General features: G+C 45.0%; 17 protein-coding genes. 9 read left to right on the top strand and 8 right to left on the bottom strand.

The features are described 5' to 3' along the window. Nucleotides 1-24: 24 nt before the first annotated feature. Both crtE and F6K57_RS06775 read left to right on the top strand, forming a co-directional pair. Nucleotides 25-954 carry a geranylgeranyl diphosphate synthase CrtE gene (gene crtE / locus F6K57_RS06780; RefSeq protein WP_293065987.1) on the top strand — a complete coding sequence of 310 codons (930 nt, stop codon included), beginning with the start codon at nucleotides 25-27 and terminating at the stop codon, nucleotides 952-954. 217 nt (nucleotides 955-1,171) lie between these two features. After that, nucleotides 1,172-1,627: a divergent PAP2 family protein gene (locus tag F6K57_RS06775; RefSeq protein ID WP_293017938.1), complete on the top strand. Its 456-nt coding sequence runs from the start codon at nucleotides 1,172-1,174 to the stop codon at nucleotides 1,625-1,627. 28 nt (nucleotides 1,628-1,655) lie between these two features. On the opposite strand, the gene F6K57_RS06770 is transcribed toward F6K57_RS06775, so the two are convergent. From F6K57_RS06770 to F6K57_RS06750, 5 genes are all read right to left on the bottom strand, one after another. Continuing rightward, nucleotides 1,656-2,981 (bottom strand): transposase, encoded by a 1,326-nt coding sequence (locus F6K57_RS06770; RefSeq protein WP_293066065.1) that lies wholly within the window; start codon nucleotides 2,979-2,981, stop codon nucleotides 1,656-1,658. 168 nt (nucleotides 2,982-3,149) lie between these two features. Next, nucleotides 3,150-3,800 (bottom strand): hypothetical protein, encoded by a 651-nt coding sequence (locus F6K57_RS06765; protein ID WP_293017937.1) that lies wholly within the window; start codon nucleotides 3,798-3,800, stop codon nucleotides 3,150-3,152. 54 nt (nucleotides 3,801-3,854) lie between these two features. Continuing rightward, nucleotides 3,855-4,178: an MgPME-cyclase complex family protein gene (locus F6K57_RS06760; RefSeq protein ID WP_075903987.1), complete on the bottom strand. Its 324-nt coding sequence runs from the start codon at nucleotides 4,176-4,178 to the stop codon at nucleotides 3,855-3,857. Between the two features lie 22 nt (nucleotides 4,179-4,200). After that, nucleotides 4,201-4,923 (bottom strand): pyridoxine 5'-phosphate synthase, encoded by a 723-nt coding sequence (locus tag F6K57_RS06755; RefSeq protein WP_293043811.1) that lies wholly within the window; start codon nucleotides 4,921-4,923, stop codon nucleotides 4,201-4,203. A 238-nt stretch (nucleotides 4,924-5,161) separates the two neighbouring features. After that, entirely contained in the window at nucleotides 5,162-6,073 is a 912-nt protein-coding gene (locus tag F6K57_RS06750) for an acyl-CoA desaturase (protein ID WP_293017933.1), read from the bottom strand. 684 nt (nucleotides 6,074-6,757) lie between these two features. Here F6K57_RS06750 and F6K57_RS06745 point away from each other — a divergent pair. The 4 genes from F6K57_RS06745 to F6K57_RS06730 all read left to right on the top strand — a co-directional run bounded on the left by F6K57_RS06745 (nucleotide 6,758) and on the right by F6K57_RS06730 (nucleotide 10,242). Continuing rightward, a complete protein-coding gene (locus tag F6K57_RS06745; protein WP_293017931.1) occupies nucleotides 6,758-7,600 on the top strand; it encodes a YaaW family protein in 843 nt (280 codons plus the stop codon). Between the two features lie 21 nt (nucleotides 7,601-7,621). Then, nucleotides 7,622-8,926, top strand: a complete 1,305-nt coding sequence (locus tag F6K57_RS06740) for an O-antigen ligase family protein (protein ID WP_293065979.1) — start codon at nucleotides 7,622-7,624, stop codon at nucleotides 8,924-8,926. Nucleotides 8,927-9,144: 218 nt separating this feature from the next. After that, nucleotides 9,145-9,765 (top strand): DnaJ domain-containing protein, encoded by a 621-nt coding sequence (locus F6K57_RS06735; RefSeq protein WP_293065976.1) that lies wholly within the window; start codon nucleotides 9,145-9,147, stop codon nucleotides 9,763-9,765. Nucleotides 9,766-9,969: 204 nt separating this feature from the next. Then, nucleotides 9,970-10,242, top strand: a complete 273-nt coding sequence (locus F6K57_RS06730) for a DUF3143 domain-containing protein (protein ID WP_070395455.1) — start codon at nucleotides 9,970-9,972, stop codon at nucleotides 10,240-10,242. 176 nt (nucleotides 10,243-10,418) lie between these two features. Here the strand turns inward: F6K57_RS06730 and F6K57_RS06725 are convergent, their stop codons facing one another. The 3 genes from F6K57_RS06725 to lysA form a co-directional block, all read right to left on the bottom strand. Beyond that, the gene (locus F6K57_RS06725; RefSeq protein ID WP_293017925.1) at nucleotides 10,419-11,159 is read right to left on the bottom strand and encodes an isoprenyl transferase; all 741 of its coding nucleotides are present in this window, start codon (nucleotides 11,157-11,159) and stop codon (nucleotides 10,419-10,421) included. Nucleotides 11,160-11,164: 5 nt separating this feature from the next. Further along, complete coding sequence (gene cdaA, locus F6K57_RS06720) at nucleotides 11,165-12,085, bottom strand: diadenylate cyclase CdaA (RefSeq protein ID WP_293017924.1); 921 nt, start codon at nucleotides 12,083-12,085, stop codon at nucleotides 11,165-11,167. 162 nt (nucleotides 12,086-12,247) lie between these two features. Then, complete coding sequence (gene lysA / locus F6K57_RS06715; protein WP_293065971.1) at nucleotides 12,248-13,669, bottom strand: diaminopimelate decarboxylase; 1,422 nt, start codon at nucleotides 13,667-13,669, stop codon at nucleotides 12,248-12,250. Nucleotides 13,670-13,742: 73 nt separating this feature from the next. Here lysA and rimI point away from each other — a divergent pair, with 73 nt between their 5' ends. The 3 genes from rimI to F6K57_RS06700 all read left to right on the top strand — a co-directional run bounded on the left by rimI (nucleotide 13,743) and on the right by F6K57_RS06700 (nucleotide 17,322). Further along, complete coding sequence (gene rimI / locus F6K57_RS06710) at nucleotides 13,743-14,336, top strand: ribosomal protein S18-alanine N-acetyltransferase (RefSeq protein ID WP_293035787.1); 594 nt, start codon at nucleotides 13,743-13,745, stop codon at nucleotides 14,334-14,336. 141 nt (nucleotides 14,337-14,477) lie between these two features. Next, the gene (locus F6K57_RS06705) at nucleotides 14,478-16,946 is read left to right on the top strand and encodes an ATP-dependent Clp protease ATP-binding subunit (RefSeq protein ID WP_075903969.1); all 2,469 of its coding nucleotides are present in this window, start codon (nucleotides 14,478-14,480) and stop codon (nucleotides 16,944-16,946) included. A gap of 172 nt (nucleotides 16,947-17,118) precedes the next feature. Continuing rightward, a complete protein-coding gene (locus tag F6K57_RS06700; RefSeq protein ID WP_075903966.1) occupies nucleotides 17,119-17,322 on the top strand; it encodes a DUF751 family protein in 204 nt (67 codons plus the stop codon). Nucleotides 17,323-17,333: the final 11 nt, after the last annotated feature.

Here is a 17,333-nt window from a genome sequence, read left to right as displayed (position 1 = left end):
ATCAGATAATCAAGGAATCAAGGCATGGTAGCGACGGAGGGGCGACCTACCCCCAAGAGGGAATCCCCAAGTTTAGACTTAGTAACTTACTTAAAAGAGCGAAAGGCTCTAATTGAGTCAGCTTTAGACCAGGCTCTGCCCCGAATGGAGCCCGACAAAATTTACGAGGCAATGCGTTATTCTCTTTTGGCTGGAGGTAAACGCTTGCGCCCGATTCTGTGCTTAGCTACCTGTGAACTGATGGGTGGCACAGTGGAGATGGCAATGCCAACCTCCTGCGCTCTGGAAATGATCCATACCATGTCATTGATTCATGATGACCTACCAGCAATGGACAATGACGATTACCGTCGGGGTAAACTAACTAACCACAAAGTTTTTGGTGAGGACATTGCCATCCTCGCAGGTGATGGTTTATTAGCTTATGCATTTGAATATGCGGCGGCTCAAACTAAAAATGTACCAGCTCCCCAAGTTTTGCAGGTAGTTGCTTGGTTGGGTAAAGCAGTCGGGGCATCCGGATTGGTTGGGGGTCAAGTGCTTGACCTCGAATCAGAAGGTAAGTTGGATATTAAAGAAGAAACCCTCACCTTTATCCATACTCATAAAACTGGTGCTTTGCTAGAAGCCTGTGTAGTTTGTGGTGGAATATTGGCAGGGGCAACGACAGCTAACTTACAAAAGTTATCCAAATATGCCCAAAATATTGGTTTAGCATTTCAAATTGTCGATGACATCCTAGACATAACTGCTACTCAGGAGGAACTGGGTAAAACGGCAGGTAAGGATATTAAAGCACAAAAGGCAACTTATCCTAGTCTCTTGGGGCTAGAGGCATCAAAAACAAAAGCCCAGGAGCTGGTGAATGAGGCAAAAGCTCAAATGGAATCCTTTGGGGAAAAGGCTCAACCCCTGATTGCGATCGCTGACTTTATTGTGAATCGCACTCATTAAGGTACTTGGTATTGGGGTAAGGCCAACGAAAGTTAAAGGATGAAGTGTTTAATCCTAGCCTACAGGAACACCAAAAACAAACTTCATCCTTAATTATACCATAGAAGGGACGCTATCCAGGGAACATACTTCATAATTCATACTTGATCCTTCATACTTCATCGTTTCCCCAATGCTGAGTTATCGATGACCAATGACCAATTTAAAGTAAATAATTATGCAGGACTTTAGCGACATCCTAAACAACCAGGTGTTGCTGGTTGCGCTCATTGCTTGTCTGGTGGCTCAACTATTTAAGTTTTTGGTTGATCTAACCAAAAATCGCAAACCTAATCTTCGGGTACTGATGACTGCTGGTGGAATGCCTAGTTCTCACTCAGCCTTCGTCACTGCCTTGGCATTTGGTGTAGGACAAACAGTAGGATGGGCTTCTCCAGAGTTTGCGATCGCTTTAGTGTTTGCGATCATAGTCATGTATGATGCTGCTGGTGTCCGGCAAGCTGCCGGTAAGCAAGCTCGAATTCTCAACCAAATTATCGATGAGTTGTTTAGCGAAGACAAAGAGTTGAAAGAAGACCGCCTTAAGGAATTATTAGGTCATACACCCTTTCAGGTGCTTGTTGGTTTGGTGTTAGGTATCGCTATTTCTTGCATAGCAGCAACGGCTTATTGATCGTGTTAATTGTTGACTACTCCCCCGCTTAAAAGACGGGGGATTCTAATAAGGATGTTTCGTGATGGGATGAATCCGCATCACTCCACACTGTTTTCTTATTAGCTGACCACAGGAATACCCTGTGGGGACGAGTCAAAACGCCCCTACCCAGTCGGTCTAGGCTAATACCTAGCGTTCTGCTTACTTTGCGTATTATATTGGCAGAACCGTTACAATCCGCATTGACATACCAATTCATTGCGGTTCGGTATAAACCGCGCTTCGTTCTTCTCCCTGACGGTTTCCAATCATTGGGTTTTTCACCATAATTAGGCAGATAGTCACCATCTAAGAACGATGCTTTACTGGTATAGCTTTCCTCTGTTTCTATGAACTCGATTCCATACTGTTCACAAAGCCCGGCTATTCTCTCTTTCAGTCTAGCTGTAGGTATTGGCACAAATTCCGAGTTAGTTTTTTTTCCTAACTCGATCGAGTTTTTGTTTCCTTTATTCCAACCAAAAACGACCCGACCGATTTTATTTTCTAAGCAATGTTTTATAACTAGTCTGGCGGCTTTGTTAATTCCATCGCGCATCTGACGGTTACGTTTTTCGGTGATCGTAGCTAATTTATTAGACCAAAACCCTTGTGGCTTGCCTTCTTTGATTGTTGAGATCTGTTTGTTATACCAACGATTCATCGATTTGATGTGCTTGCCATCAATAATAAAGCTAGTTCCTACATTAGAAACACAGGTTAGCCAGTTATCCAATCCCGGGTCAATCCCAAGTACATTCTCGGGTTCACCACTGGGCGTTTCTATTTCTTTTTGATAAACAAACTCTACATAAAAACACTTATTTCTTGGCAGTATTCTTAATTCTTTGATGTCATCAAATTCCAGGTTGCTCGCCATCGGCAACCTAAAACTATCAATGCCAAACCAGGATTTTACCTGTCTGCCCAATGGTATTCTTATGGTTCCATCTATTAATCTTAAGGCTTGCTTTGGATAACTAACTAATGCCAAACCTCCTTTTTTTCTATATTTGGGTAGTCTTGGTCTATTCTCAATCTTTCCTTCTCGGTATGCGTCCTGCAGCCTTTTGTAGGATTTAAAGGACTCGTAGACCGAACGAAGTATTTGTTGTGCTGCTTGGGAGTGAAGTGCCTGATAGTGACGATTGGGCTTGTATTCTTTTTCTAGCTCAAACTTGCTGATGTAGCGATTGGCTTTAAAGTAGAGTTGACGGGCAAAGTAGATTCCCATGTTTGTCAATCTCTGGGATTGTGTGCATAAAAAGTTGAGAATCGCCAATAACTCAAGATCTGGACTCAATAAAACTTGCTGACAGCCGTACACTGGCATCACCTCCTCGCTAATTGCTGATTATACTATAAACAGGACACATAAATGTGTCTGCTGTGACGGCTCGCTCGGTTTCATCCCCTGCTTCAAAAAAGACAGGGGCTTTCACCATCGCTTCTTGGTAATTTTAATTAGTAATTTGCCATTACCTAGTTCAAACGGAACTAGTTAAAAGCGAACCACCTTACGTTTTAGTAGGGTAACTCGGCGACTATCAACAACCATTGCCCAAAACCCCCCTGCGCTCAGTCGCCTTAAGATTGAGTTAGCTTGGGTTTCACTAGTTGTGTGTACTGTCAGTAAGTAAGGTCGCTGAGCATAAGAAACCAAGCCAACATTGACGCCCAGTAGTTGCTCTAGTCGGGATGCCATTTCTGGTTGATTGAAGTAGTCCACCAGAACTGCATAACCATCACCCAATCCCTGAGGAGTATAACCTCTATTAGTAGGCTGTATAGTAGTACTAGGTTGGCTTGACGGTGGAGATTGAACTACAAAAGCTGAGTATCCCACTACCTGATCCAGATAGCGTGCCCAATCTTTAGCATCGTTAATGCCTCTGAAACCGCCAACCCGAGTTACTGTGTCTTCCAAATATTGACAAAAATCAGTTTTTGCGCTATTGGGTAAAATTCTTTGAATTTGTTCGTGATTTTTCCTAATTCGGCTAAGCACTAACAAAATGTACTCGCCGTTTTGTGGTGGTTGGCATTGAGGAGTTATTGGTTGAGCATAAACCGAATCAAAGACACCACCAACTAAAGCAGCCAGTGCTATCGAGAAAATTTGTAAAATAAACTGTATTGTTTCCCTGGTCATAGATGATTAGAAAGTAGACCTATAGCCACTGTCTTGGAAGCAAAAAACTAACCATCAAACTGATGCCAGAGACGCTAGAGGGTCAGGTATACTATCTGATGGTGCCTGAAATTCACCAGTTTTGACAAATTCTAGGCGCAGCTTTAACCAGGTGATGAACTTAGGATTAGTAGAAATTATCGCCGTTGCTGGTTGCGGACACTCCTGCTTGACCTGGGACATTTGGGAACTTTCCAAGAATGCTGGCTGGTTGACTAACCAAAAGTCTATTTCTTTTTCCTGTTCATGGTAGTGCCTGGTACGTTCCCGAAGTACTTCCTCCAATGGTTCTTCTTCAAGGAACTTTTGACTGGCTAAAACGTAGTAGTAAGTTTGCATAGTTTCAGTTACTGAGGAAAGCTCAAAATTTACCTTGCATCGCTTGTTTCATTTCTCTAACCGCCCGTTCTATACCCACCAGAGATGCCCGAGCAATGATGCTATGACCAATATTGAGTTCTTCCATACCTTCGATACAAGCAACCGGGTAAACATTCCAGTAGGTAAGACCATGACCAGCATTGACTCGTAAGCCAGCAGCAATCGCTTGTTGGCATCCGGAGGCCAAAACTTTTAATTCTTTAGCCTGACTGACTTCATCAGTAGCTTCTGCATAACTCCCCGTATGAAGCTCAATAAATTTAGCTTTTGTTTGAGCAGAAGCATCGATTTGGGCAGGATCAGCGTCTATAAATAAGCTAACGGGAATACCAGCGCTCTGTAACTGGGCTACAACCTCACTAAGGCGAGGCATTTGCCCTGCTACATCTAGCCCTCCCTCGGTAGTCACTTCTTCTCGTTTTTCTGGTACGAGGGTAACGTAATCGGGTTTAACCTCTAGAGCGATCGCTACCATTTCATCGGTAGGTGCCATTTCCAAATTCAGATGAGTTCGCACCGTTTGTCTCAACAGAGCAATGTCCCTCTGTTGAATGTGACGTCGGTCCTCTCTTAGATGTGCGGTGATGCCATCCGCACCAGCAAGCTCTGCCAAAACCGCTGCTGCCACTGGGTCAGGTTCTACAGTGCGCCGTGCCTGACGAATTGTCGCAATATGGTCAATATTTACGCCAAGTGTTAGCACTAATGTTTTTCTCCTGGATTTGACATCCTAGCCACGACCATAGCGCAGCTTGGTCTTGAATTCCAAGGCTTTACAACCTTAGCTTTGAGCAACATAGCCTTTTCTAGTTTAACAGGGGGAGGGAACATCTAGAGAGATTATCTATCAAGTGTCTACAAGACAGTCCCCCGTGAATTAGAAAGCCCCTCGCGGGCGTGCGCAGCGAGGGGTAGTTCACCTGAAATTCTTAATCCTGGGATTAGATGCTTCTAGGTTGCAGTTCGTCTTTTGATGGTAATTTGACATTCCAGGCTAGTCCTAAGCGCTGAAGCAGCAGGATGAAGAACCAACCCAGGTCAAGTTGCCACCAATAATGTCCAAATCTTGCTGAGTTGGGAAAAGCATGGTGATTATTGTGCCACCCTTCACCAAGGGTCAAGATGGCGACGATAGGATTGTTCTTGCTCATATCAGAGGTAGTAAACAGCTCTTTTCCCCACAGGTGGCAAACTGAGTTGACACAAAAGGTGATTTGACGGACCAGAAAAATCCGAAATGCTCCGCCCCAGATTAAACCACCTAAGACTCCTGATACAGAACCAGTCAAGACTCCACCCAGGAAACCAGGAATTAACAGGGAAAGCAATACCCAAAAGACGTAGAGGTTGTCTATTCTTCGGATCAGCTTGTCCTTGATTAGGTCAGGAGCATACTTATAGGGAGGCTGCCAATCCACATTCACAATCCAAGCAATATGGGAATGCCAAAACCCTTGGATAAATCCCCAAAATCCTCCCTGGTGAAGATGGGGTGAGTGAGTGTCTCCGTCTTGGTCAGAGTAAATATGATGGCAGCGATGATGGTGAACCCAGCTAGTTACTGGTCCTTGAGCTGCCATACATCCAGCAATGGCTAAGAATGCCCTTATAAATGGTCCAGTCTGAAAGGCACGATGGCTAAAAAGCCTGTGATACCCGACGGTAATCCCGATAAAATTCAGGATGTACATCCCGAGAAAAAGACCAATATCGAGAGGCTGGACGTTCAGTTTCTCAAGGAACATAACTACTATCGCAGCAATTACTCCCAAAGGGGAGATGGCGATAACGATAGTAACTAAAGTTTTCTGGAGTGTGCTAACTTCTGGGGAAGTAGATGAAGAGATTGACACTTGTGTTGTTTCAATAAAATACTAATACACCAAAACTAAGCATATCCGATTGCTTGTGCAACATTTAACCTGTACAAACCTACTCACAAGCAGATAGGACGATGGTATAGCATTAGTTTTAACTAATGGTTGTTGCCGACAAAGCAATGCCAAAAGCATTGCGCTAATTTTCTTAATGGAGGCTCTGCTGCCTACTCTCAAACCGCACTGTAACTTCACTCAGTCCATTATTTTACGTCGCTTAACTTACGACCAGCTGCCAAAGCTTTTAGTTCTTCGTTGGGCGGTAGTGTTCCGAAGTTAAACAAGTTACTAACTTATTTCATTATAAAACAGTGGATAATGTTTGACAAGGTTTAGAGAGCTATAAGGCTAATAGTTGCACCTCTAAAACCTGCCAATACCCAAGAATCCCATGGCGGGAATTCCCTTATTCCCTCCTTGTCCTAGTGGAGCCGACTGCATTGCTTTATTAAATCAAAAAAAAAGCTGAAACTCTTGTCCGTGTCTTGATGCAAAGCGCGAGTGGGACAAATCCCCCCATAAAGGCCAACCCGTCGCTTCAGCATAGCTGCCAAATGCCTAACAGCTTACTACATCAAAGTAGATTCAAACTCCTACTAGAAAACTGATAGGAGTAGAATAGAGGACAGCACAAAAAACGGGGTTGTGGAGGGAAGAACGTTGGATGAGCTGAGAACTGCGTTAGAGTTAGCAACCGTTGAAGAATTACAACAAGTGACAGACATTCTATTCTGTCGTAGGTTTAATCCGTTAGATTACCTTCAGCTCCCTGAGCCAATCGATATCCAAAGCCAAAACCGTGAAGCTTGGTTGGATTCCCTGGAAGAGCGATTTCGCTTCTTGGCAGCAGATGGAGTAACAGTACTCAAGGGACGGACGAGGGAAGTAACCTACCGACAAGCCCTGATTCAAGTTTGTCGTTACCTCAAAATTCCTTACTCTCAACGTCTGACTACAACTGACTTGGAAGCAGAAATATTTCTTCACCTCATGGAGAAAACCTGGAAACGCTTACCAACCCAAGAGCAGCAATCCCTAACAGTACAGGTACAGAAATGCTTAGCTAAGTCAAAACTCCCTGAACCCTTACCTGTACAAATCCAGCACAACCCTATCGAGTTTTTACTCAAAGGTGGTAGCGCCCTAGCATTGACCTCGATTCTAAAGCCAATAATACTACAACAGGTTGCACGCCAGTTTGCCCTACATTTCGCTCGCTATCAGGTTGCTAAACAAGCCCTAGTGAAGGGAGGTTTGGCAGCAGCAGCTCAGTTTCAGAACTACTTTACACTACAAACAGCACGACAGGGAATGGCACTAAGTGCTGCTCGTTATGGAGTTACTAGGAGTGTTTTTGCCTGCCTAGGTCCGATCATGTGGAGCTATTTCTTTGTTGACTTAGGCTGGAGAGCGATCGCAACCAACTACGGTCGGATTATTCCAACAATCTTAACCTTAGCACAAATCCGCCTGACTCGTGCTGAGTGCTGGGAACCAGTTTAGATTTATTCATAGTAATGCTTAGTGGCTAGATTGGGAAAGAATAGACATTCAGACAATCACCTACAAATAGGTTGGAACTGCGCTAAGCTGGGAACTCTTATCTTTCCCCTGTTTCCAGCTTTAGGGGCAGTGGGGTTAGTTCTAGCTGTGGGAGATACTTGGCGGCAAAATTACGCCAGTATGATCTCAAAACCCCTAAACTGGGGCTTGGCTATTTTGAGTATCTGGTTGCTCATTACTGCTAGCTTAGCCTTTAACCCCACAGAAGCGTTCCTAGGTTTAGGGAATTTTATCCCCTTCTTCGCCGTTTTCGCTGCTTTCTCTACCCTCATCAAAACCCCAGCACAGCTGAGGCAATTAGCCTGGATTCTAGTTATTCCTTCCCTAGCAGTAACTATACTGGGTTTTGCTCAGATGGTTTTGGGTTGGACTAGCCCAAAAGTATTATCACTAGTCTTTGGTTCAACCTTGGTAGCTAACGGTAATCCTCCAGATCGGATGGATTCAGTGTTTTCGTATGCCAATATCCTAGCCGCTTATCTACAAATACCATTAATTTTAGGAATAGGGCTGTGGATTGAGAGGTTTCAAGCTAGGGGTTGGAGCTGGCATCGATTCGATTATCCGCTGTTGTTCTTGAGTGTGGTGGTGATCGGTAATGCGATCGCATTAGTTTTGACCAACTCCCGCAATGCTTGGATAATCGCTGTTTTGGCTTGCCTTGCCTTTGCCCTTTACTTAGGTTGGTACTGGCTGGTGACAGCAGTTACTGCTGCTGTTGGTAGTATTCTGTGGGCATCATTTGGTCCAATCCTAGGGCGTCAATGGCTGCGTAGTATTGTCCCAGCATACTTTTGGATGCGATTGTCTGACCAGTTGTATCCCAACCGACCCATCGCTACCTTGAGGACAACCCAGTGGAAATTTACTTGGTCAATGATTCAGGAGCGTCCCTGGTTTGGTTGGGGGTTACGCAATTTCACTCCTCTTTACCAGTCACAAATGGAAGTCTGGCTTGGTCATCCCCATAATCTACCTCTAATGTTGACTGCTGAAACTGGCATCCCAGGCACACTGATGTTGAGTGGCTTAGTTGGCTGGATTATAGTACAAGGTATCCAACTATTAAGGGTTTGGTCAACCGTTGCGACCACTACCACTAGACAAGATGGGCATCAAGACAACTTAATTCTGTTCAGTTATCTGGTGGCTTTTGGCAGCTGTACTCTATTCAATCTGCTGGATGTAACTCTGTTTGATTTTCGGGTTAATACCTTGGGGTGGCTGTTGTTGTCAGCAATTCGTGGCGTGGCGTGTCACATTTAACCTAATTTAGTTCTTGATATTGCAATTAGCTAAACCTTAGTTGAAAAGGAGTCGTCTAAGCACGAGTCAGGATAACCGTTCCCATGTTGCCTAGAATAGGTGAAGTTAAGCTTAGTTTACCGAAATTGTCGGATTTTGTGGGATGATTAGAAGATCAGGATCCTTCCAAATGTCACAATAATCGAAAGCGTTGTCTAACCAGTTAGGATAAAACTGCAGTGGCACAAGATCGGGTCAGACAAAACATTAGGAATCGCGAAAGCCCAAACTCCACGAGTTATTACGAAATACTGGGATTGCACCCTAGTGCATCACCCATAGCTATCCGACGTGCCTATCGGCAACTCAGTAAGCGCTATCATCCTGATACAACCGACTTACCCACTGAAACTGCCACGATTAAATTCCAAAAGCTGAACCAAGCCTATGCTACCCTGAGTAATCCAGAGCGACGAGCAATCTATGACCAAAAAATTGGTTATTCCCGCCTCAATGTGATTCAGCCACCCCCTAGTTTAAACAATCCAGTTAATCAAAAGCCACCAAGCTCCTCGTCCTCAGCTTACCTTGATCCCACTGACCGCCCCCTTTCAGCTGGGGAGATTTTTGTCTTATTCATTTTAGGACTAACCTTTTTAGGCTGCTTACTACTAGCCATAGCGATTGGATTAACCCAAGGTGAATCTGCTCTGCTAATTTCTAAACCCAGTGGCAATGATTTGCTTACCTTACCCGAGATTAATTTTATTCAACAGGCGAAACCTGATAATTTGGATAGTCAAATACCGGTTAATAACCAATCAGCCCAAAATACCCAGATAACCCATCTCTCAGAATAACTGATCAAGAATAACTTATAATATTAAGTCTGTTTAATCCCTTATAATGTTAATCCCTTATAATAGGGTTTATCCCATAAATGTTAATTGTCTTAATTGTTAATTGTCTTAATTGTTAATTGAAAATTGTCACGTGACCATTGACAATGTTCAATTTTCTACTGATGTACCACCAAGAATTATAAATAGTTAATCGGACTCGATATGACACTTCCGCCAGGTGATACCCCCTTGTATAACCACCCTCTACCTGAAATAGAGAGGTGGCTGAAAATACTAGGATGTGAACAAGACAGTAATGATCTACATTGCTGGCGTGTTGATCGACCTACCTGGAAAGCAGAACTTTGCCTTGAGGTAGAGGAGTTAATCGTGCGCTACGTCAAGTCTGGGGAAGATGGACAAGATATTCAACGATCTTTCAAGTATTCCCTCAGCCGCAAAGATATAGAAGATGCAGTTTTCTGTGGTCCTTAGTAGGTGAAGGGTCTGCGGTCGTTGAACGTTATAAGGTTGTCCCTTGTAGCGTGGCCTTTTGGCCAAGGTTAGAAGGTTGAAAGTTATAAGGTTGTTCCCTAGGCGAACAACTAAAAAACCTACCCTACAAGGAACGCCAAAAGCGAACAACTAAAAAACCTTTCACCATTCTTATCTTAGACTTTTCCAAACCGACGTTCACGCTGCTGATAAGTAGACAAAGCACGGTGAAACTGTCCACGGTCAAAATCCGGCCATAGGGTATCTGTGATGTAAAGTTCCCCATAAGCCATTTGCCAAAGTAGGAAATTGCTCAAGCGCATTTCCCCACTAGTGCGAATTAGCAAGTCTGGGTCACAGATATTGGCAGTGTAGAGATGGCGTGAAAATAGGGCTTCGTCAATGTCATCTGGTTGGATGTGACCAAGTTGGACCTGAGTAGCAATGGCTCGACAGGCTTGTATAATTTCCTGGCGGGCCCCGTAGTTAGTAGCCACAGTAAACTGAATGCCAGTATTATTGAGAGTTTCATTCATAGAATGCTCAATTTGTGCTTGCAACGATTGCGGTAAGGCGGTCAAATTTCCCACAAACTGAATCCGAACATTCTCCTCCATCATTTCTTGAAGTTCTCTAGCCAAAACCCGCTCAAACAAGGTCATCAGAAACTCCACCTCTTCTAAGGGGCGTCCCCAGTTTTCTGTAGAAAATGCATAGGCGGTAAGGGCTTTGATTCCCCAATCATCACAACAACGAAGTAGTTTTTTGAGAGCCTCCACCCCTTGCCGATGTCCTATAACTCGAGGTAGTCCCCGGCGTTTTGCCCAACGACCATTACCATCCATAATCACTGCCACATGCCTAGGCAAACGGTCTGGTGAAAGGTCGCTTGGTAATTTGTTTAGGATAGTTTGCATAGCAGTTATTTTTTCTCTTGAGACGTTGATGATGGAAGACGGAGGAAACGTGAAACTAGCACCCGTCCCTGGGACTTGAATTGGCGACCTAGGTTGCGTAGACCTGGAGCAACTACCTCACGATCCACGACTGGGGAAAATCGTTCCTCTAGCAATTGTTTGAGTCTCGTGCTAGTTAGTGGTCGGTACAATCCTCCTTTTTCCGCCAAAGAAATTGAACCCGTCTCTTCAGATACAACAATACAAAGGCAATTTTCGACACGTTCTGTAATTCCCATCGCAGCCCGATGGCGGGTCCCCAGCTTCCGAGAGGCTGTGCGCTCAGAAAGAGGCAAAATTACCCCCGCAGCTACAACCCGAGAGCCACGAATTAATACCGCTCCATCGTGTAACAACGTAGTTGTTTGGAAAATGGTTTGCAGTAGTTCTTTAGAAATTTCAGCATTTAGCTGAACACCCGGTACAGAAACATCCCGCTCATCAATTGGACCATTAGTTTCTAAAGTTATCAAAGCGCCAACTCGATTTTGAGACAACTCTTTGACCGCGTCTACGATTTCATTGATTACACTGTCAGGCTTAGGAGTGGGACGTCGTTGTCCTTGAAACAACTGCACAATCTCTCCTCGACCTAACTGTTCAAGAAATCGACGAAACTCTGACTGGAAGATGACAGCCATTGCCACAGCTGAGCCAACCACCAACTTTTCTAGCACAAAACTCAATAGCGTCAACCCTAACCTATTACTTACTGCTGCGGCTAACATCAGGACAATTAGCCCTCGCACCATCCATAAGGTGCGGCGCTCCCCAATGATGAGGAGCACAAGATAAGTAAGGGCTAGAACCAACCCAACATCGATGCTGTGAAGCAACAATGACTGAGCCCAGCTATGGTCAGTAACAGGACCCGGCAACGGAGGCATTGAACGTTCAGGAAAGAATTAAGGATGGAGATGGAGTCGAACTGGCTTGATTTTAGCGTCAGCTAAGTGATTAGCTCTTAAAAAGTTAATGGTTAATGATTGGCGGTTAGCCAAAAGTCAACCACCAACAACCAATAGCTTTTAGCTTTTAGCTTTTAGCTTTTAGCTAATTTCTGCTCTGGGTCTGAGTCGTTCGGGCAAACGATCTAGGCGAATTAAATCTTGGTAAGTTTCCCGCTGCACAATCACCTGGGCTTCTCCGTCCTTGACTAAAACTGCTGCTGGTCTGGGTAACCGATTGTAATTAGATGCCATGCTGTAATTGTAGGCACCAGTAGCCATTACCACCAAAATATCTCCTGGCTGAGTTTGAGGTAAGGTAGCATCTTTAATCAAAATGTCCCCTGATTCACAATGTTTACCAGCAATTGTGATTTTTTCGGTTAGGGGAGCTGACATCCGGTTGGCAATCACAGAGCGATAAACGGATTGGTAGGTAATCGGACGCGGATTATCTGACATACCTCCATCAACTGTCAAGTAAGTCCGGATTTCGGGGATGACTTTAGAACTCCCCAGAGTGTAGGCGGTGACACAGGCTGGACCAACAATGGAACGCCCGGGTTCCGATAGCAGTTTCGGTAGGACGAGTTGCCGAGAAGTGCAAGCAGCAACAACGGAGTCACAGACTCCCTTGACCCAATCATCAATAGTAGGAGGGTCATCGGATTCTAGATAACAAATCCCTAAGCCTCCTCCTACATTGATCTGTTCTACTCGCAAATCGTAGTCAGCCGCTTTAACAATACACTCGACTAGCACTTTCGCCAGATCTTGATGGGGTTGGCTCTCAAAAATCTGAGAGCCAATGTGGGCGTGTAAACCAACAAAGTTGAGGGTTGGGTGTTGGCTGATAAAGGTAAAAACTTCATCCCAGGTATCGGGATCAAAGCCAAACTTACTGTCTAGGTGACCCGTGCGAATGTAATCGTGGGTGTGACACTCGATCCCTGGGGTCAATCGAATCATGATCCGGATACTCTCTTGTGGTAACGAAGCCAGGGCTTTTAACTCCAGCCAGTTATCCACTACGATGGTGCAGCCACTCTCGGTAGCTAGCTCCAGTTCACTGGTAGATTTATTATTGCCATGGAAATAGAGTTTGTCAGCACTAACACCAGCTTGTAGAGCAGTGTAGAGTTCACCACCAGAAACCACATCGATTCCGAGGCTTTCAGAGTTTGCGATCGCACAAATTGCTAAACAATTCCAGGCTTTAGAAGCGTAGAGGACTAGAGATTCTCCGGGGTAGTAGTTAGCAAAGGCTTCCCGATACTGATGACAAGCAGTTCTAAAGGTTACTTCGTCCACAATGTAAAGGGGGGAGCCAAATTGCTCGACTAGAGTCGTCACATCGCAACAACCAATTTCCAAGCAGTCACGGCTGTTAACTTTGGCGGTTAGAGGGAGCAGTTTATGATTCGGTGAGGGGTTTGACCCACCATTGTTTGGGTCTGGAGTGATAGATGAATTGAGATACTGAAGCCCTGAATTCTGAACCTGAGTGGGTTGAGTCGATAGCATTATGTAATTATTTTCCTGATTTTGCTTTACAGTTGGAACTTGCGTCTCGTTAATCAGTGTACAATTGAAGGCTGTGACTGTCTTAAAACTTAAACCCCTCAAAGCAGAGCACCTAAGTGCTGCAGTGGCACTGGATCAGCTGTGTTTTGGTGGACTTTGGACTCGGTCGGGTTACGAGCGAGAGTTGGATAGCCCCAACAGTCAGTTGTTGGCTTTGGAAGCTCCTCCAAAAGGGGACAAAAAAGAAACTTTGCTTGAAGGCACAGGTGTTCCCATCACCTCATTACCCAATTGCCTGGTAGGCTTAGGTTGTTTTTGGTCAATTTTGGAGGAAGCCCATATTATTATTCTGGCAGTGCATCCTGACTACCAACGTCAAGGTTTGGGTCAATTACTGCTTTATTCATTGCTACAGGATGCTAAACAGCGTAATTTAGAGTGGGCAACCTTAGAGGTGAAACCATCTAATCAAGCAGCACTAGCTCTTTACCAAAAGTTCGGCTTCACTGAAGCTGGACGACGTAGAAACTATTACAAAGACACTGGGGAGGATGCTCTGATTCTATGGCGAGGGGGTCTGAAAAGCCCTGAATTTGAGAAAACAATGGCCGATTGTTACCAGGAAATTAAACAGCGCTTGGCAGCTATTGACCTGGAAATTGGTTAATGGCTAATAACTAGAAATGGCATCGGAAGTAAGTAAATAACTGTTTCAATTGCTGGGAGTTGTGTAAAAATAAACGGTGGGCTGATTTACCTGTGCTAGAATCAGCTTACACGGGCATGCAACAGGTGATGGGAATACGCCATGTTTGAACGCTTTACAGAAAAAGCCATTAAGGTGATCATGCTGGCTCAGGAAGAAGCACGTCGCCTAGGTCATAATTTCGTAGGCACAGAGCAAATCCTCCTGGGTCTGATCGGAGAAGGAACTGGCGTAGCTGCCAAGGTCCTCAAATCTATGGGCGTAAATCTCAAAGACGCTCGGATTGAAGTTGAGAAAATTATTGGCAGGGGTTCCGGCTTCGTTGCTGTCGAAATCCCCTTTACCCCCAGAGCAAAGCGGGTTCTGGAGCTATCCCTAGAAGAAGCTCGCCAGCTAGGCCATAACTACATTGGTACAGAACATCTGCTACTAGGGCTAATACGGGAGGGAGAAGGCGTAGCGGCTAGGGTTTTGGAAAACCTAGGAGTAGACCTGTCTAAAGTCAGAACCCAAGTTATCCGAATGTTGGGTGAAACGGCGGAAGTCACAGCAGGAGCCTCTCAAGGTCGTACAAAGACTCCTACTCTCGATGAGTTTGGCTCGAACCTAACCCAGATGGCTAGTGAAGGCAAGCTAGATCCAGTAGTAGGACGGGAAAAGGAAATAGAACGGGTAATCCAGATATTGGGACGCCGTACCAAGAATAACCCAGTATTGATCGGAGAACCAGGGGTAGGAAAAACGGCGATCGCAGAAGGCTTAGCCCAACGAATCGCTAACAATGATGTTCCAGACATTTTGGAAGAAAAGCGAGTCGTTACCCTCGATATTGGCTTACTGGTCGCTGGAACCAAATACCGGGGTGAGTTTGAAGAACGCCTGAAAAAAATTATGGATGAAATTCGTCAGGCATCTAACGTAATCCTGGTGATTGACGAGGTTCATACCCTGATTGGTGCAGGTGCAGCTGAAGGCGCAATTGATGCGGCAAATATCCTCAAACCAGCCTTAGCAAGGGGAGAATTGCAGTGCATTGGAGCGACAACTTTGGATGAGTACCGCAAACACATTGAGCGGGATGCAGCCTTAGAACGTCGTTTCCAACCAGTAATGGTCGGTGAACCGTCAGTAGAAGAAACTATTGAGATTCTATACGGCTTGCGGGAGCGCTACGAGCAACACCACAAATTGAAAATTTCCGATGAGGCTCTCGAAGCAGCAGCAAACCTCTCAGACCGTTATATTTCCGACCGTTACCTGCCAGATAAGGCAATTGACCTGATCGATGAAGCAGGAAGCCGAGTGCGTTTGATTAACTCCCAGTTGCCCCCAGCAGCAAAAGAGCTAGATAAAGAACTGCGTCAGGTCCTAAAAGAAAAAGATGATGCGGTACGCTCCCAGGACTTTGATCGAGCTGGGGAACTACGTGATCGCGAAATGGAAATAAAGGCGGAAATTCGCTCAATTGCCCAAAGCAAGAAGAGCGAGTCTCGGGGTACTGATGACAGCCCAGTTGTAGATGAAGAGGACATTGCTCACATTGTTGCTTCTTGGACTGGTGTGCCGGTACAAAAACTGACTGAATCAGAGTCAGAGAAACTACTGCACATGGAAGATACCCTGCATCAACGCCTGATTGGTCAGGAAGATGCGGTTAAAGCCGTTTCCCGAGCAATTCGTCGAGCTAGGGTAGGCTTAAAGAATCCCAACCGTCCGATTGCCAGTTTTGTCTTCTCTGGACCTACAGGGGTCGGTAAGACAGAATTAGCTAAATCATTGGCAGCTTACTTCTTCGGGTCTGAAGAAGCCATGGTGCGCCTAGATATGTCCGAATACATGGAGCGCCATACCGTTAGTAAGTTGGTAGGTTCGCCTCCTGGATATGTGGGCTACAACGAAGGTGGTCAACTAACTGAGGCAGTGCGACGTCGTCCTTACACAGTAGTGCTGTTCGATGAAATTGAAAAGGCACACCCAGATGTGTTCAATATGCTGCTGCAAATCCTAGAGGATGGGCGGTTGACTGACTCCAAGGGTCGGACGGTAGACTTTAAAAACACCCTGCTGATCATGACCTCGAATATCGGTTCCAAGGTTATTGAAAAGGGTGGCGGACAACTGGGCTTCGAGTTCAGCGATAATCAAGCGGAATCCCAATATAATCGAATTCGGAATCTAGTGAACGAAGAACTTAAACAGTACTTCCGCCCAGAGTTCCTGAATCGTTTAGATGAGATTATCGTCTTCCGTCAGTTGACCAAAGAAGAAGTCAAGGACATTGCCAAGATTCTGTTAAAAGAAGTGTTTGGTCGTTTGTACGAACAAGGCATTACTCTAGAAGTCAGCGAGAAATTCAAAGACCGTTTGATCGAAGAGGGTTACAACCCCAGCTACGGGGCCAGACCATTACGCCGAGCAATCATGCGGTTGTTGGAGGATGTGCTGGCAGAAGAAATTCTCTCCAGTCGCATTAAGGAAGGAGATATTGCCTATGTTGATGTCAATGAAGAGGGTAAGGTGCAAGTCAGTCGTAAGGAAAACCGAGAGCTTTTGCCTCAAGGAGTTGAGTAAGTGATTGTAGGGTAAAGCCCCTACTTATCCTGTGCTAACTCCCCTTAATCCCCCCTTACTAAGAGGGGGGAAATTTTTGGCATTGTTTATGACAAATTACCAGAATAAGTACGGAAGAAGCTAAAAAAGTGCTACCAGTATTAAAAATGGCACTATAAGAGTTTATAGGATAATGGAAGACTTTTTTAAAAATGTATCTCGTTACCCACGCTATCTAATCAGTATTACTCTAGGGATATTCTATTCCGTGTTTTTGCTGGTAAAACCACTACTGAACCGCCCCCTAACTGCGATCGCATTAATTGGCATAGCCGTAGGAGTTTCTCTATTCATGGTTTTCACCCTACGTGGGATGCTCGGCTTCAGTCCGGTTTAGACTAGGTTTAG

The sequence above is a fragment of the Moorena sp. SIO4A5 genome (assembly GCF_010672005.1).
In the GTDB taxonomy this organism is placed as follows: Bacteria; Cyanobacteriota; Cyanobacteriia; order Cyanobacteriales; family Coleofasciculaceae; genus Moorena.
The sequence above is the reverse complement of the archived record's forward strand: the minus strand, read 5'-3'. Positions and strand labels throughout refer to the sequence as shown.

Coding starts and splice junctions, on each gene's coding strand:
- F6K57_RS06765 (WP_293017937.1), bottom strand. CDS start 3,800: ATGACCAGGGAAACAATACAGTTTATTTTACAAATTTTCTCGATAGCA.
- F6K57_RS06725 (WP_293017925.1), bottom strand. CDS start 11,159: ATGCAAACTATCCTAAACAAATTACCAAGCGACCTTTCACCAGACCGT.
- crtE (WP_293065987.1), top strand. CDS start 25: ATGGTAGCGACGGAGGGGCGACCTACCCCCAAGAGGGAATCCCCAAGT.
- F6K57_RS06705 (WP_075903969.1), top strand. CDS start 14,478: ATGTTTGAACGCTTTACAGAAAAAGCCATTAAGGTGATCATGCTGGCT.
- lysA (WP_293065971.1), bottom strand. CDS start 13,669: ATGCTATCGACTCAACCCACTCAGGTTCAGAATTCAGGGCTTCAGTAT.
- F6K57_RS06760 (WP_075903987.1), bottom strand. CDS start 4,178: ATGCAAACTTACTACTACGTTTTAGCCAGTCAAAAGTTCCTTGAAGAA.
- F6K57_RS06700 (WP_075903966.1), top strand. CDS start 17,119: ATGGAAGACTTTTTTAAAAATGTATCTCGTTACCCACGCTATCTAATC.
- F6K57_RS06775 (WP_293017938.1), top strand. CDS start 1,172: ATGCAGGACTTTAGCGACATCCTAAACAACCAGGTGTTGCTGGTTGCG.
- F6K57_RS06730 (WP_070395455.1), top strand. CDS start 9,970: ATGACACTTCCGCCAGGTGATACCCCCTTGTATAACCACCCTCTACCT.
- cdaA (WP_293017924.1), bottom strand. CDS start 12,085: ATGCCTCCGTTGCCGGGTCCTGTTACTGACCATAGCTGGGCTCAGTCA.
- F6K57_RS06770 (WP_293066065.1), bottom strand. CDS start 2,981: ATGCCAGTGTACGGCTGTCAGCAAGTTTTATTGAGTCCAGATCTTGAG.